At 65.1% G+C, this 14,811-nt stretch carries 12 protein-coding genes; 2 read left to right on the top strand and 10 right to left on the bottom strand.

The features are described 5' to 3' along the window. Positions 1-68: 68 nt before the first annotated feature. A complete protein-coding gene (locus tag LDO41_RS06255) occupies positions 69-8,006 on the top strand; it encodes a hemagglutinin repeat-containing protein (RefSeq protein ID WP_223983322.1) in 7,938 nt (2,645 codons plus the stop codon). A 2-nt stretch (positions 8,007-8,008) separates the two neighbouring features. Further along, positions 8,009-8,146, top strand: coding sequence for a hypothetical protein (locus tag LDO41_RS06250; RefSeq protein WP_223983319.1), 138 nt, complete (start codon positions 8,009-8,011; stop codon positions 8,144-8,146). A 21-nt stretch (positions 8,147-8,167) separates the two neighbouring features. Here the strand turns inward: LDO41_RS06250 and LDO41_RS06245 are convergent, their stop codons facing one another. The 10 genes from LDO41_RS06245 to LDO41_RS06200 form a co-directional block, all read right to left on the bottom strand. Beyond that, positions 8,168-8,659 carry a hypothetical protein gene (locus LDO41_RS06245; RefSeq protein ID WP_223983316.1) on the bottom strand — a complete coding sequence of 164 codons (492 nt, stop codon included), beginning with the start codon at positions 8,657-8,659 and terminating at the stop codon, positions 8,168-8,170. Then, entirely contained in the window at positions 8,644-9,099 is a 456-nt protein-coding gene (locus LDO41_RS06240; RefSeq protein WP_223983313.1) for a CesT family type III secretion system chaperone, read from the bottom strand. Before LDO41_RS06240 ends, LDO41_RS06245 begins: the two co-directional genes overlap by 16 nt. A 79-nt stretch (positions 9,100-9,178) precedes the next feature. Next, complete coding sequence (locus tag LDO41_RS06235; protein ID WP_223983310.1) at positions 9,179-9,403, bottom strand: hypothetical protein; 225 nt, start codon at positions 9,401-9,403, stop codon at positions 9,179-9,181. A 117-nt stretch (positions 9,404-9,520) separates the two neighbouring features. Next, positions 9,521-9,760: a hypothetical protein gene (locus LDO41_RS06230; protein WP_223983307.1), complete on the bottom strand. Its 240-nt coding sequence runs from the start codon at positions 9,758-9,760 to the stop codon at positions 9,521-9,523. 24 nt (positions 9,761-9,784) lie between these two features. Then, on the bottom strand, positions 9,785-10,951 hold the full coding sequence (hrpD5, locus tag LDO41_RS06225) for an HrpD5 family protein (RefSeq protein WP_223983304.1): 1,167 nt from the start codon (positions 10,949-10,951) through the stop codon (positions 9,785-9,787). Continuing rightward, entirely contained in the window at positions 10,948-11,913 is a 966-nt protein-coding gene (locus tag LDO41_RS06220) for a hypothetical protein (RefSeq protein ID WP_223983300.1), read from the bottom strand. Before LDO41_RS06220 ends, hrpD5 begins: the two co-directional genes overlap by 4 nt. Next, complete coding sequence (gene sctS, locus LDO41_RS06215) at positions 11,910-12,173, bottom strand: type III secretion system export apparatus subunit SctS (RefSeq protein WP_223983297.1); 264 nt, start codon at positions 12,171-12,173, stop codon at positions 11,910-11,912. The genes LDO41_RS06220 and sctS overlap by 4 nt, the downstream gene beginning before the upstream one ends. Before the next feature lies 1 nt (position 12,174). Beyond that, complete coding sequence (sctR, locus tag LDO41_RS06210; RefSeq protein ID WP_223983293.1) at positions 12,175-12,828, bottom strand: type III secretion system export apparatus subunit SctR; 654 nt, start codon at positions 12,826-12,828, stop codon at positions 12,175-12,177. Continuing rightward, positions 12,818-13,870, bottom strand: a complete 1,053-nt coding sequence (locus LDO41_RS06205; protein ID WP_223983290.1) for a FliM/FliN family flagellar motor switch protein — start codon at positions 13,868-13,870, stop codon at positions 12,818-12,820. Before LDO41_RS06205 ends, sctR begins: the two co-directional genes overlap by 11 nt. Before the next feature lie 41 nt (positions 13,871-13,911). Then, positions 13,912-14,808: a type III secretion HpaP family protein gene (locus tag LDO41_RS06200; protein ID WP_223983287.1), complete on the bottom strand. Its 897-nt coding sequence runs from the start codon at positions 14,806-14,808 to the stop codon at positions 13,912-13,914. Positions 14,809-14,811 lie beyond the last annotated feature (3 nt).

The following is a 14,811-nucleotide window of genomic DNA, read 5'->3' as shown; positions in this document are numbered from 1 at the left end:
ACATGGAACGATTTAGCCGCCGCGTTAGCTTTGATTGCACCCTTGCCATCTTCTTGGCATGGGTGTGCTTGGCTTCGGCGCTGCCTGCCGCCGCGCAGATCGTGGCCGATCCGAACTCGGGTCCGAATCGACCCACCGTCATCGCCACGCCCAATGGCCTGCCACAGATCAACATTACACGCCCGTCGGGTGCAGGGGTCTCGACGAACCACTACTCTCAGTTCGACGTCGGCAAGCGTGGTGCGATCCTTAACAATTCTTCCTCCGTCGTCCAGACACAGCAGGCCGGCTACATCAACGGCAACCCGAACCTGCTACCCGGCGGCTCCGCGCGCATCATTGTCAATCAGGTCACGAGCACGTTGCCGAGCCAGTTGCGGGGCTATCTCGAAGTCGCCGGACCACGTGCCGGGGTCGTGGTGGCCAACCCGAACGGAATCTTTGTCGATGGCGCTGGTTTCATCAATACCCCTCGAGCTACGCTGACGACGGGTCTACCGGTATACGGCGGTCTTGGCAGCCTCGACGCCTTCCGGGTGACGGGCGGCCAGATCAGCATCGAAGGCGCAGGCCTGAACGGCGCAGGTGTGAACCAGGTCGACGTGATCGCTCGCGCGGTCAAGGCGAATGCAGCTTTCTACGCGGATAAGCTCAATGTGGTGGCCGGCGTCAATCAGGTCGACTACAACACTCTCGGTGCCAAAGCTATCGCCGGCACGGGTGCGGCGCCGCCGGCCGGCATCGACGTAGCCCTCTTGGGCGGGATGTATGCCAACAAGATCGTTCTTGCGTCGACAGAACTCGGGGTTGGTGTATCGCTGCGCGGCGTAGCCGCGGCGCAGGCCGGCGACTTCACGCTGACGGCGGACGGCAAGATTGTTCTGGGCGGCCAGACGAATGCTAGCGGCGATCTTTCTGTCGTCGCACGCGATGGCATCGACAACAGCGGTACGACGTATGTCAAGGGTGCCATCGGCGTCCAGACGGATGGCACGCTGACCAACAGCGGCACGCTGGCGGCGCAGCAATGGCTCGGCGTGAACGCGCAGAACGTGGCATCCACGGGCACGCTTGCCGCAGGCATGAACGCCGACGGTACGTCCGTCGGTAACGCGGACCTCGCGCTGAGCGCCACGGGCGCGTTGTCGGCCACGGGCCGCAACTCGGCCAGTGGTAATGCGGCGATCCACGGCGCAAGCGTCAGCCTTGCAGGCAGCCAGACCGCTGCTAACGGGGCTCTGACTGTCTCCGGAGGGGCTGTCGACCTGTCAGGCGCCAAGGTTCAGGCCGGCGGCGCAATCACCGCCAACGCCGGTGCGTTGAACACGCGCCAGAGCAGCGTCTCGGGCAACACTGTTGACATCAACGCGCAGTCACTTGATAACACATCGGGCCAGATCGAAGGCACCCACCTTGCGGTCCAGACCACAGGCGATCTGATCAACGCCGGCGGCACGGTAAAACAGACCGGCCAAACCGACACCACGATCACCGCCGGTGGCAAGCTCGACAACACCGGTGGCACGATTGCCGCCAATGGCCAGAACCTGACGGTCACCGCCGCGAGCCTGACCAACGACCGTGGCCAGCTCTCCCACGCAGGCACCGGTGCCCTGAGCGTGACCAGCCAGCAGGTGCTGTCCAACGCAGCAGGTGTCATTCAGACCAACGGCGACTTGCAAGCCCGTGCCGCAACCATCGACAACACACGCGGCGCGCTGGTCAACGCTGGCAGCGGTGCTACGACCGTGACGGCAAGCACCACGCTTACCAACACAAGCGGCAAGATCGGCGCCAACGGCGACGTCACCCTCGCGGCGCAAACGCTCGCGAACAACGGCGGTCAAGTGGTCGCAGGCCAGGCGCTGGACCTGCAGGTCAGCTCCCAGCTCGACAACCACAGCGGCACCTTGTACAGCCAGAGCCTGACCCTCAACCAGACCGGCGCGACGCTGAACAACGCCGGCGGTCAGGTACTCGGCGGCAAGGACGTCAAGCTCGGCGTGGCATCCCTCTCGAACGTGGGTGGTGCCGTCAAGGCCAATCAGGACATCGCTGTGGCCGGAGCGCTCTCCGGCAGCGGCACCATGATCGCTGGCCGCGACCTGACACTCAACGTCGCGGGCGACTACAGCAACGACGCCACCAACCAGTTGCAAGCCAACGGTAACTTGAAGATTGCGACGACCGGGACGCTGACCAATACGGGTACGTTGGCAGCCGCAGGCGCGGTGACCGTCTCCGGCGCCGACATCACCAACAACGGCGCTTCGGCCCTGATGGCCGCCGTTCAGAACCTGAACCTGTACGCCACCAACTCGGTCCAGAACCTCGACGGCGCCACGCTCTACAGCGCCGGCGATCTGCAAATCGCGCGCGACGGCAAACGCGACCCGAACACTGGCCTGCTCGCCAATCAGGTCAACACGCTGATCAACCGCTCGGCCAACATCGAAGCCGACGGCGATATCGACATCGCGGCCAATCAGGTCAGCAACACGCGCACCAGCATCGTCACCGCGGCGGGGACGCCAGCCCAGACGGCTGCGCAAACGCTGGTTCTCTGGCAGGCGGGGCTTACCGACTTCGATCGCAATATGCACGCTAGCCTGACCTTCCCCGGCTGGACCTGGAACACAACCGGCGCACCTGTCAGCACGCCGCAAACCAACGCGCTGCGCGATTCAATCACGGTGACCGTCGAGAAGGCCGACGTCAAGAACCTGGACACCACCGGCAAGACCCTGTCCTTCGTGAGGTCTCCGATCGAAGAGTACCTGGACCTGACGCACATGGAGAACCCGAAGTGCGACATCGATACGGGTATCTGCACACGGGACATTGCGACGCGCCCGACGCAGTACTACCAGTCGATTCAGGACAACGGCAGCACCTACAGCATCACGCTGTGGCCGGACTGGGATCCGAATATCCACATCCGCCCGGATGAGGTGAAGCAGGCCAACTTCGGTCACGACTACAACGAGATCAGCCGCACCAAGATTACGACCACGGCGTCCGACCGGCTCGTCAGCGCGACGGGCGCCGCCAAGATTCAGGCGGCCGGCAGCATTCGCATCCACAGCAAAAACGGCAACATCCTGAATCAGTCGTCGACGATGGCGGCAGGCGGAAACCTGATTCGCGTGGCCGCCAATGGCACGATTCAGGACGTGGGGACAGTGCTCCAGCAAACTGTCACCACGCAGGACACCTCCACGTTTTACTGGCACCAGCGCACCGGTAGCAGCGAAGATTCGCAGGTCGTGGCCTTCCCGAGCGCACCGCAGGCGCCGTCCACCGTGGCCGCACTTCCCGCCGTCGCTACGGCCAACCAGAATGTCCAGACAGCGGGGCAGAACATCACCATCGCGTCGGTCAATACCGTCGACGCCGCAGTCGCCGCTAGCACGGTCAAAGGCGTCGCGCAAACCTTGGGCAGCCCTCAGGGCGGCATCCCCAACCTCACGCTGCCCACCAACGGCCTGTACCGCTTCCGCACCGCACCGGGCGATACGTATCTGGTCGCGACCGACCCACGCTTCACCCAGTACACCAACTTCATCTCCAGCGACTACATGCTGGGCGCGCTGGGCCTCGATCCTCAGAAGACCCAGAAGCGCCTCGGCGATGGCTTCTACGAGGAGAAGCTGGTCCGCGACCAGATCACGCAGCTCACCGGCAAGACCTTCCTCAACGGCTACACCGATCAACTCGAGGAATACAAGGCGCTGATGAACAACGGCGTCACGTATGCGAAGGCCTTCGACCTGACGCCGGGCATCGGCCTGACCGACGCGCAGATGCAGCAGCTCACCACCGACATGGTGTGGATGGTGTCGCAGGACGTGACGCTGCCGGACGGCTCCGTCCAGTCGGTGCTGGTGCCCAAGGTCTATCTGGCGCAAGGCAACGCTGTAGACCTGAACAGCACCGGCGCACTGGTAGCCGGTAACACGGTGTCGATCAACGCCACCGGCACGGTGGACAACAGCGGCTCCATCGTCGGCAACCTGGCTACCCAAGTGGTGGGCGCCGACATCATCAACCGCGGCGCCATCGGCGGCGCGGGCACGACCGTCGTCAGCGCCACCCAAGACGTCCGCAACCTCGGCGGCCGCATCGGCGGCCAGGACGTGGTGGTCGCCGCCGGCCGCGACATCGTCAACGACGCGCAAACGATCACGAACACGACCACGCTGGCCAACGGCAACAGCGCGAGCGCAACCGGCATCGGGGCGGTGGGCACCATTGCAGGTGCGAACAGTGTCGCCATGCTGGCCGGTCGTGACATCACCATGGCGGGCGGCTCGGTAAGCGCCGGCAACAACGCGCTACTCGCCGCAGGCCGCGACCTCAACATCGGCACGGCACAACTCGTCACCACCCAGGACGCCACCGCCCACGGTGGTCAGGACTACCTGCACAACGAGACAGTCATCAATCAAGGCAGCACTGTGCAGGCCGGTGGCAGCATCACGGCGGTGGCCGGACGTGATGTCACGCTGACCGCATCAGCCTTCAGTGCAGGCGGCGACGCCGCGCTGGTCGCCGGACGCAACACGACGGTGACGGCAGCGATGGACACGAGCACGCAAAGTGCCGGTGCCCTCAGCAACAAGGCCTCGCAGTTCACGCAATCGTCTTATGACGAAGGCACGCGTGCCGCTTCAATCGAGGCCGGCGGCAACGTGACCCTCGGCGCAGGCCAGGCGGGCATCGTGGGCCAGATTCTTCAGGCCAACGGCATTGCTCCCACCCAGCTCGACAGCAACATCACCGGCAACGTCGCCGTGCTGGGGTCGGGTGTCACGAGCACAGAGGGTGCGGTCAAGCTGGTCGCCACCGGCGACGTCAACATAGGCGCCGTGAACGAACAGCACAGCGCCGACAGCTGGTCGCATACCGAAAGCTCCGGCTTCATGTCGAAGAAGGAAACCACGGAGAAGACCAGCTCGCGCGACAGCGTGGCCGTCGGCTCCGTCGTGTCAGGCGAGTCCATCACCGGCAGCGCCGGCCGCGACATGACCATCGCGGGCTCCACGGTCGCCGCGACCGACGACGTCACGCTGCAGGCCGGCCGCAATCTCACCATCACCACCGCAGAAAGCACCCGCGAAAGCGAAACCTACTCGCACACCAAGGCCACCGGCTTCGGTGCCACCGGTGGTGGCCTGTCCTATGGCATGAAGGACCAGAAAGACACGACGCACGACAGCTCGGTCACGCAGACCGGCAGTCTGGTCGGCAGCACCGAAGGCAATGTCAGCCTGAAGGCGGGCAGCACGCTGCAAATCACTGGCAGCCAGGTCATTGCCGCGAAAGATCTGACCGGCGTTGGCGCCGACGTCATCATCAATGCGGCAGCGGGCAGCGAGCACCACGACGAAACCCACGAGATCAAGCAGACAGGACTTACGCTCGGCGTGAGCGGCGGTGCCCTCGGCGCGGCCATCAGCGCGGGCCAGAAGGTCAACTCAGGCACGAAGAGCGAAGACGGCCGCGCCTCGGCGCTGTGGGGCATTGCCGCAGGCCGCGACGCCTACGACGCCGCAATGGGCGCGGGCGCCGCGATGGACGCACTGGGGAAAGGCAAGGGTCCGGAGGGCACAGCCATCACGTTGTCGTTCGGTACCAGCCAGAGCAAGAACACGCTGTCGCAGGACAGCACCACCCACACTGGCTCGAACGTGCAGGCCGGCGGCACCGCCACCTTCATCGCTACCGGCGTGGACGCGGATGGCAACAAGACCGCCGGCAACCTGAGCATCATCGGTTCCGATATTGCCGCCACGAAGGTCGGTCTGGGCGCGAAGGGTGACGTCAATATCGTCTCGGCCACTGACACCTACGAGAACCACACCACGAACAAGTCCAGCAGCGGCAGCATCGGCGTGTCCTACGGCGCGCAGGGCTGGGGTGTCTCGGTGTCCGGCCAGATGAGCAAGGGCAATAGCGACACCGTTGGCACCGCACAGGTCAACAGCCACGTTGCAGGCAGCGAGTCGGTGACGATCGTGTCCGGCAACGACACCAATATCCTCGGTGGTGTGGTCAGCGGCGGCAAGGTCTCCGCCGACATCGGCGGTAACCTGAACCTCGCGAGCCGACAAGACACCGAAGAAAGCCACGCCGAACAAAAGAGCGCGGGCGGTGGCCTGAGCATCAGCCAGGGCGGCGGTGCGAGCGGCTCGTTCTCGGCGTCGAAGGGCAAGGCCGACAGCAGCTACGCCAATGTCACCGAGCAGTCCGGCATCCTCGCGGGCGACGGTGGCTTCGACATCAACGTGAAGGGCAACACCGACCTCAAGGGCGCGATCATCGCCAGCACGGCGACCGAGGACAAGAACCAGCTGACGACCGGCACGCTGAGCTGGAGCGATATCGAGAACAAGTCCGACTACAGCAGCACGTCAATGGGCGTCACCGGCGGCCTGACGTTCGGCCAGAAGGTCGTGGACAAGACAAGCGGCCAGACTTCAGGCAAGAACACCGGCGGCGTCAGCCCCATGATCCCGCAACACGAAAGCGGTAGCCAGCACGGCGTAGCGCAGTCAGGCATCGCCGCCGGCACGATCACGATCACCGATCAGGCCAGCCAGAATCAGGACATCGCCGCGCTCAATCGAGATACCGCCAATACCAACGCCACGATCGGCAAGGGTCCGGACCTGAACAACGTACTTGGCAAGCAGGCCGACATGATGGCGGCGGCCCAGGCGGCCGGGGAGGCGGTGGCGAAGGCGGTTGGTGAGGTTGCTGGCAGCAAGCTAAAAGAAGCGACCACTGCGCAAGAGAAGGCGGAGAAAGCTTACAACGCGGACCCCACAGAAGAGAACCGGGTCGCGTTGGCGCAGGCCAACGCAGATGTGAAAGGCTGGGACGAAGGCGGCGCGTACCGCGCAGCCCTGCATGCTGCCGGCGGCGGAATGATCGCCGGCCTCGGCGGTGGCAACGCCATTGCTGGCGCAGCCGGTGCTGGCCTCTCGTCGCTCGCGGCCCAAAAGCTCGCGGCTCTAGGCAAGTCGGTGGAGAGCGGCGTTAGCATCGGCAACAAGGATCTAGACGAAGCCATCGGCAACCTAGCGGCCAATCTCGCGGCTGGGGGAATCGGCGCGGCAGTGGGAGGTGGCTCCGGCGCGGCAACAGCGGGGAATGCCGATCGGTTCAATCGGCAACTGCACCCGCTGGAACGAAAACTCGCCCAAAGGATTGCCGAGGCCAGTGACGGGAAGTACACGGAACAGCAGATCTCCGATGCCCTGCGATCGGCAAGCAATAGCGCCTTGGGCGAGTCGGTCGTGGGCGGCATGGTCGTGGACGGTGTGAGTCATCCACAAGGGGTCTACGATACCGGCGCAGCCTTCACAGTGCCATCAGGCGATGGCCGTACGCTCGTACAAGCACTCCCTACCCAAGTCGATCCCACAATGGCCGAGTACGTGCAGGCAATGACAGGCGGCGACGGTTCTCCATATACGTGGGATGACGGCACCCTAGGTAGATCAGGAACCGCGACGACACCGTTGGCGACGAACCCATTCACGCCAGCACCAAATGGCTGCATCACTGCTGAATGCGCGGCCGGGTTGGGGCAGCAAGGAAGGGGTCTGCTGCCGGACTATGCAACAGTGAGCGGAGGTTCCCTTTCAGGGACGGTTGGGAGAGCAGTGAACTTGCACGACGGTAAGCAATATTTCACCGCCGGCGTGGTCAAAACAAACTCTTCCGCAGTGTCTTTCTCACCAGGTCTCGTAACGAGTTTTGGTTGGATCATTGGTGCTGGCAACGCAGCAGCTACGAATTCATTCATGAAGGGGGACGGGAATCACACATTCATCTCAATTCCGACGCCATTTCGTGTGAACGGGTATGTAGGCGTCACCCACGCATATGGCAGCTCCACGGCTATAGAATTTGGTATCGCGGCGGGCAGCCGTCTCAGTTTTGGAATCATGCCTTGGGGACATTCTTCCCCGATAGAGCAAACCTCAGAGGGGGAGTGAAGATGTCGGCAATCGGTGGTGGTCCGAATCCAGAGGATTGGAAGAAGATGACTAAAGAAGAAAAAATCACCTACATCGCTTTCGTCGTGGTTGGTCTGTCCGTCATTGCTCATGGGATATACATCAAGTTTCTCTCATAGGACCAACGATGCCATGCGGCGTCACCGCGCCGCAGTCCCATCGCTGCCCTCTGGGGCGCTTTCGATCAGTCGCTGCAACTGACGCGTAGCAGTGATCTCTGCCGCCAGCCGGTCGACCGTCAGGTGTCGGGCCGCCAGCCAGCGGTTGAGGGTCAGGCCGCCCTGGGCGTCGCAGCCGATTGAGGCGCCAAAGCGTAGTAAGAGTTCGCCGGCCAGTGCCAGCGAGGATTTGACGCGGGTCAGTGTTTCCGACTCCAGCCGGTAGCCGGCCTCGGCGGTGATCATCAGCCCCGGTTCATCAGGCGCCACCGCGCCGTGCCGGCGGGCGCGTGGTGCCACCGCGACTAGCGCGCCGTCCACCATCAGCATGCCGTCGCCGCTCGCGTGCCGCGCCTCTTCGGCGCTGCCACTGAGCAACCGGAACGCATCGTGCCGCAGTTTGCGCAGCCGTCTGTCCTGTGTCTCTTGGCCGTCGCTGGCACCTGTATCGCCTGACGTCACACACGGATCCACATATAGTCGCCGCTGGCCAGGTTCTCGAACATCTCGTCGGAGGAGCCGACGATATTGTTCTGCCAATAGCGTCCATGCTCGACGTAGTGATCGACGAGTTCGCCGAGGTAGACGCCATCGACATCGTCGCCGAGTGGCACGCGCAGCAGCAGGACGATGCCACCGGTGTCGGGGTCCAGCCCTAGCTGGGCCTGGTCCTGCGCATAAATCGTCAGATTGGCCTCGAGCAACAGCCGGAAGATGCGCAGCGTGCGGCCACTGCTGACAATGCCGTATTCGAAGTTGAGGTAGATCGCCTGCGGATCTTCCTCGAAAAAGTCGATAGCGAGATCGAATCCGCTCGCGTTCAGCAGGCCGGCTTCGACGATGCCATCGGCGTCGGGAATATCGAGTTCCTCGCAGAGCTCGACGATCAGCTCGTTTCGGCGTTCCAGGCTCATGACGCGCGTGTTGCGGAAAGTTGGGATAACAAAGAAAGCGTCCCGGAAGCAGGCGCCGCCGGGACGTACCGCGTGGTGGTCAACCCTGCGTGAGCGACTTCGCGTTCTTCGGCCCCGCTTCCTTCAACTGCGCGAGTGTGGTTGCGAGGTTGATCGCATTCATCGCCTCGGCCGCTGCGTTGATCTGGGCGATCGCGCTGGCCGTATTCGAATCCATGCCGACTTTCGTGTTCGCGTAGTCGGCACCTGCGCCGATAACGTTGCCTGCCGTATTACCACCGCTGACGGGACCTGGACCTGGCATGACAAACTCCTCGTTGTGAAATGATCCTTTCGGACCGGTAGTGTGATGCCGGTTATCGGAATGATGTCCGGCACTATCAGGCAGCCTCGCCCTGAGGCGCGGCCGCGCTGTCTGGTTTTACTCGTCTCGCAGCCGTTCGCATACGGCCGCAGCGGCCATCAGGCCATCGGCCACCACGCGCGCCGCGTTGCGGGCATGGGCCGCCGGCTCGGCGAGCGAGGCATCGACGATGGCCGATGCCGCCGCTTTCAGTTGCGCAATGCCACTGGCCACGCGCGGATCCTTCGGGTTCTCCTCGATCATCCTCACCATCTGGTCGAGCGAGCGGATCGTGTCGGGGGTCAGGGTGTCGTACATGTTCGGGCTCCTGTTTGCTGAGGACTATCGGACGGACTTGGCCGACACCTTGGTGGGCGCCATCGTCGGCAGGGGCAGGGCGCCGGCAGGCAATGCCGCCGCGCCCTTGGTGGCGACTACGTCGGCATCGGGCCCCGGTACCGGCGCCTCCGCCGTCAACACCTCATCCGGGAAGTTCTTGGTGCCGTCGGGCAACTGGTAATAGCGCAGGCCTTCCACATGCAGCGCCGCATGGACGTTACGCGGCGTGGTATCGGCGGCCTGGCCGGCGAGGTCCACGTCGATGCGTCGCACGGCCGTACCGTAGTCGCCGCGCATGCGTTCGATCAGCGCGCGCGCTCGCGCCGGGTCACGCACGGTGCCACCGACGCGGAACACGCCGTCGCCGGTATAGCTGACTTCGGCGCCGGAGTCCGACAACGATGCGCGCAGGTCGTCGATAATGCTCGCCGCGACCGATAGCCGTACCGACACGTGTCCGCCATCGACCTGTGTCAGCGCACGCCGCAGCGTCGTGGCATCCGCCGCGGTGGGTACCATGCCACTGACCACGATGCTGTCTTCCGCGATGACTGCTTTGAGATCGCGCTGGCCCGAGGTTTTAAGCGTGTGCTCGACTGCGGCCAACCGGCGTTGCATGGGTGTGAGCTCCGGCGTGCGCACGGTGGCCGAAGCCTTTGGTACACGCGTCATCGACATCGCCATCGCTGCGCCGATTGCCGTGGTGGCCGCCAGCGCGCAAACCGTGACATGCAGCCAGCGACGGCGCGTTCGTGGGCGTGGCGCGCTGGCTGTGGGCGCCGGGGAGGGCGCCGCCGTCGTGGGTGCGGACGGGCTTGCCGATGCCGTCGCGCCGACGGGCGCACCCACCACGGGCGCCGGCGTAAACATGGACTCCAGCAGCTTCACCTCGGCCGGCCACGGCGCGTCGGTCGGTCCCACGCACAGCACGATGTCGCCACGCCGAACCGGTACGAAGTCATGCAGTGCGACCGGCGCCTCCGCCGTGCCTGCGGCGCTGGCAAGCGTGACCGTACCGTCGTCCTGGAACGCGATCGCCACCGGCTCGCCGTGCCAGTCGGACAGCTGCACATCGCTTTGCTCGTCGGCGCCGATCACATGCCGGCCCGTTGGCAGATCGAGTCTGGCGCCGGCGTGATATCCGGTGAGAATGCGAAGCTGGCGCGTCATGACTTACTCCTGTGCGCGTGGCGGTGATCACCGAGCAGCGACTTGATAGCCGCGATCGCCTGGTTGCCATGACGGCGCGGCCCCGGCGAGGACAACATCAACAGCTTGAGCGGCCGCAGCAGGAACTGTCGTTGCTGCGCTTCGTCGAGCATCGCTGCGGGGCGCGGCTCGATGCCGCGATCGCGCAGACGCTGCCGTTCGGCGATCAACTGAGCGCGCACCACCTCCAGCTTGCCGGGGGGCAGGGTGGAATCCGCCGCGCGCCCCTTGCGCACGCGCTGGGCCAGATAGCGCAGCATGGTCTCGCGGGTCTGGCGCTCGAGTCGGCCCGCCGACGCGCCCGGTTGCTGGTTGGCAGCGATCTGCGCCAGCAGTACGGACTGCGCCCAGTCGAGATCGGCATCGCGGGCAGGTGCCGCAAAGGCGGAGCGACGGGGCAGCACGGACGGCTGCTGCGCGGACTTGTCGCTCTTGGCACCAGCCGCACGCTGGCCACCCGCTGTCTCATGCCGTGCATCGTGCCGGCGCTCCTGATCGTCCCGCTCGCCATCCTCGCCACCGGTGTGATCGCCCGACTGGATGACCAGCCGCTGACGCCAATCCTGACGATCGTCGTGCTCGCGCACCTCGACCAACTCTTCCTGCTCCTCGCCTTCCTGCTCGGGATCGTGCGCGGCGGTGGCCGCGCCACGCCGCTTGGCGGCCTTGCGCGCCATGCGCGGATGATGGCCTTCGATCCGGTGCAGATCGGTCAGCTCGCTCTCTTCATGCGCGGTATGGCCCGACTCCACCCCCTCGGGGTCGTGCTGCACGCCACCACGTGCCCGTGCGCTACGCGCGGCCCGCAGGCTCTGCGGACGCTTGGGCTGCCCCTGCGCGCGCTTCTTGTGCCCGTGAGCGCCGGGCGTCGTCGGCAGATCCGACGGATCCATGGACTGGATATAGCCGTTGACGATTCTCATGACGGAAACACCGTGCGCATGACCGCGTTGGCAAACTCGAGCACTGCCGAAGCGCCCCAGGGCGCGGTGGCAAGCAGCACCGCGGTGACGATGATCAGCTTTGCCACCTGCGAGATGCTGGAGTCCTGCAGCGAGGTAATGGCCTGAAGGAACGAGATCAGCAGGCCCGACACCGCCGCAGTGGCCACGGCCGGCAGCGACACCATGAGGCAGACCATGAGCGCGCTCGTTGTCAGATGAACGATGTTGTCGTAGTCCATGTCATTTGTAGGTGGAAATCAGACCGTGGATCAGCACCGACCAACCGTCCATCGCCACGAACAGCAGCAGCTTGAACGGGATGGCCACATTGGTCGGCGTTACCTGCGACAGGCCAAGCGCCATCAGGATGTTCGCGATCACGAGGTCGATCACGATAAACACCAGGTACAACAGAAAACCGATGCGGAACGCCGCAGCCAGTTCGCTGACCGTGAACGAGGGCGCCAGTACGAGCAGATCATCCTGCTTGAGCTTGGCGGCCATCTCGGGCGGCCAGATTTCCTTGGCGGAGCGCATAAAGAACGCCCGGTCGCGTTCCGATGTGTGCTTGATCAGGAATTGGCGGAACGGTTCGCGCGCGGCATCGAACAGCACGGCGGCGTTACCGTTCTCGACGAGATTGCCATTCGACATCGTCTGGGCGGCCTCGTAGGCCGATTGACCAACGGGTGCCATCACGAAGCACGAGACGATGAGTGCGATACCGTTGGTGACCATCGCCGGCGGCACCTGTTGCGCGCCCAGCGCGTTGCGCAGCAGGCCGAGCACGATGACGATCTTCGTGTACGACGTGACCACCATCGCGATAAAGGGCAGCAGCCCCAGCGCGAGCAGGGTGATCAGCAGCGACGCGATGTTGAGATTAGCGCCCATCGATCTGATGCACGATGCGCACGCCGAGGTTGTCGCCAACGGCGACCAGTTGCCCGCTGGCAACGGTGTTGCCGCAGCACACGAGCTGAACGATCGCCCCATCGAGCGGCGCGGGCAGCTCGACGATGCTGCCGGCGTGCAGCGCGGCGATCGCATCGAGCGAGAGTTCGAGCGTCACCAGTTCTACGCGCACAGGAACTGTCATGGGGCCGAGGTCGAGTGCGGCGAGATCCTGCGGTGCGTCATGCTCGGGCACCTCGAGTTCCGGTGCGATCTCGACCGCGAAGTCTTGCGTATCGTGGGTCATGGTCAGGGGACTTTCCAGAGTCAGAGTGCTGCCGTCGACGGACACAGTGGCATGCGCCTGCACGCCTTGCGCGGAACCCCAGCGCAGCGAGAGGCCATGCAGCGGCGCGCCGGACATGAAAAGGGCACGCAGCGGCCAGCCGAGCAGTACATCGCCGACGCGCAGGCCGCGCAGCGTATCGAGCCGCAGCATGCGGGTGGCGATCTGGAGCCGCCCGGCCAGTCGTCCCGCGGGAGCATCCGCCCGCAACGGCGAAGCATCGAGGCTACGTTCCAGCGCCTCGACCAACGACAGGTCGATGGCATCGATCACGCACGGTGCGTCGGTGCCGAACGTCAGTGACAGACCACGTCCATCGCCGCTTCGCGTGGCCACGCCAATGTCGCGTACCACCAGCGCGCCGGTGTGGGCCGGTTGCAACGCCGCCAGCCACGGTGCGAGATACAGATTGGCCAGCGCCACACGCCGCGCGTCGTCACGATCCGCGGCAATGCTCTCCAGTGCTGGCGAGCTGGCCAGATCGAAACGCAGCACCGCGTCGCCCGCATCGGAGGCGATCGTCGCGCATGCTGGCAGCACCATCACCGGCTCGCGTGCCGACACCAACAGCGTCGCATCGAGCCGCGCCTGCCGCGCGATGGCGGGCAGCGCGCGCGACAGTCGCGCCAGCGCCGGAGCGTGGTGCGGCAGCCTGGCGCGCAGCGAATCGATGTGGACGGAGGGGTGAGCGGACATGTTGCTGCGGTGCCTATGTCGAATGCCTGGGGTTCGGTAGATCAACCGGCGACCACTTCGAGGTCGACTGTGCGTCCGGTGCGGAGCACTAGCCGGGCCTTCAACGTATCGCCGTGCAAGCAGAGTAATTCACGCGATCGTGCGGATTCGCAGTGGAACCGAAGCGACAGGGCATCGGGCGAAATCGTTATCGTGAGCTGCGTATCGGGCAGAATGCGCGGATCCGGCGTGAGGGTGACGGTGCGGGCGGCGCCTTCGAGCGACAGGCCGCTGGCACCGCAGAACTCGACCACGTCGCGCTCGAGCTGCGTGACAAAGGCGGGCTGAAACGTGCGGCCGCCGCCGTCGTGCGCGTCGCCGTCCTGCCGGCTGGTGTCGCCCATGCGGGGGCCGCTGTCTTGACCGGCGTCACGCTCGCGCGCGGCGGGGAGCTGGGGGAGTTGCTGTGCGTGCGTCAGGTGCGCCCGCGCAGGGGAGGGCTGTGGCTGCGCGCGCGGGAAGTCGAGTGCCGAGCCCGGACCAGGCTGCGTATCGCGGCGGTCTGACGTGCGTGAGTCCGCCACTGTGCTGTTGTTGGTGTCGGCGCTCATGCCGGCACGACGCTCGTCGTCGTACGCCTCGTGCGGCTGGCGCTCGGCGTCACGCACGTTATTTGGGGTCTCCGGCAGCGGGTCATGCTGTCGCGCCGCCTCGTGCTCGGCCATTGGCAGCTCCGCCGCCTGCTCGGCATGCTCCGCCGACGCATGGCCATGCAGCGCCGCCGCCAGCGACGCAGTCAAAGCCGGCGCGGCCGCGCGCCGTTGCTGCGCGTCAAGCAATCGCCGAAAGCGGTTGCCGGCCTCGCGCGACTGCGCATCGTGCTCGGCCGAGGCACGCTCGTTCGCGGTAGGCGCCGGCACGATGCGCACCGGCGGCATGGGCAGATGGTTTCGGGTCATGGT

The sequence above is a fragment of the Cupriavidus pampae genome (genome assembly GCF_914271485.1).
Taxonomy (GTDB): domain Bacteria; phylum Pseudomonadota; class Gammaproteobacteria; order Burkholderiales; family Burkholderiaceae; genus Cupriavidus; species Cupriavidus pampae.
This window is presented reverse-complemented; position numbering and strand designations above follow the sequence as displayed.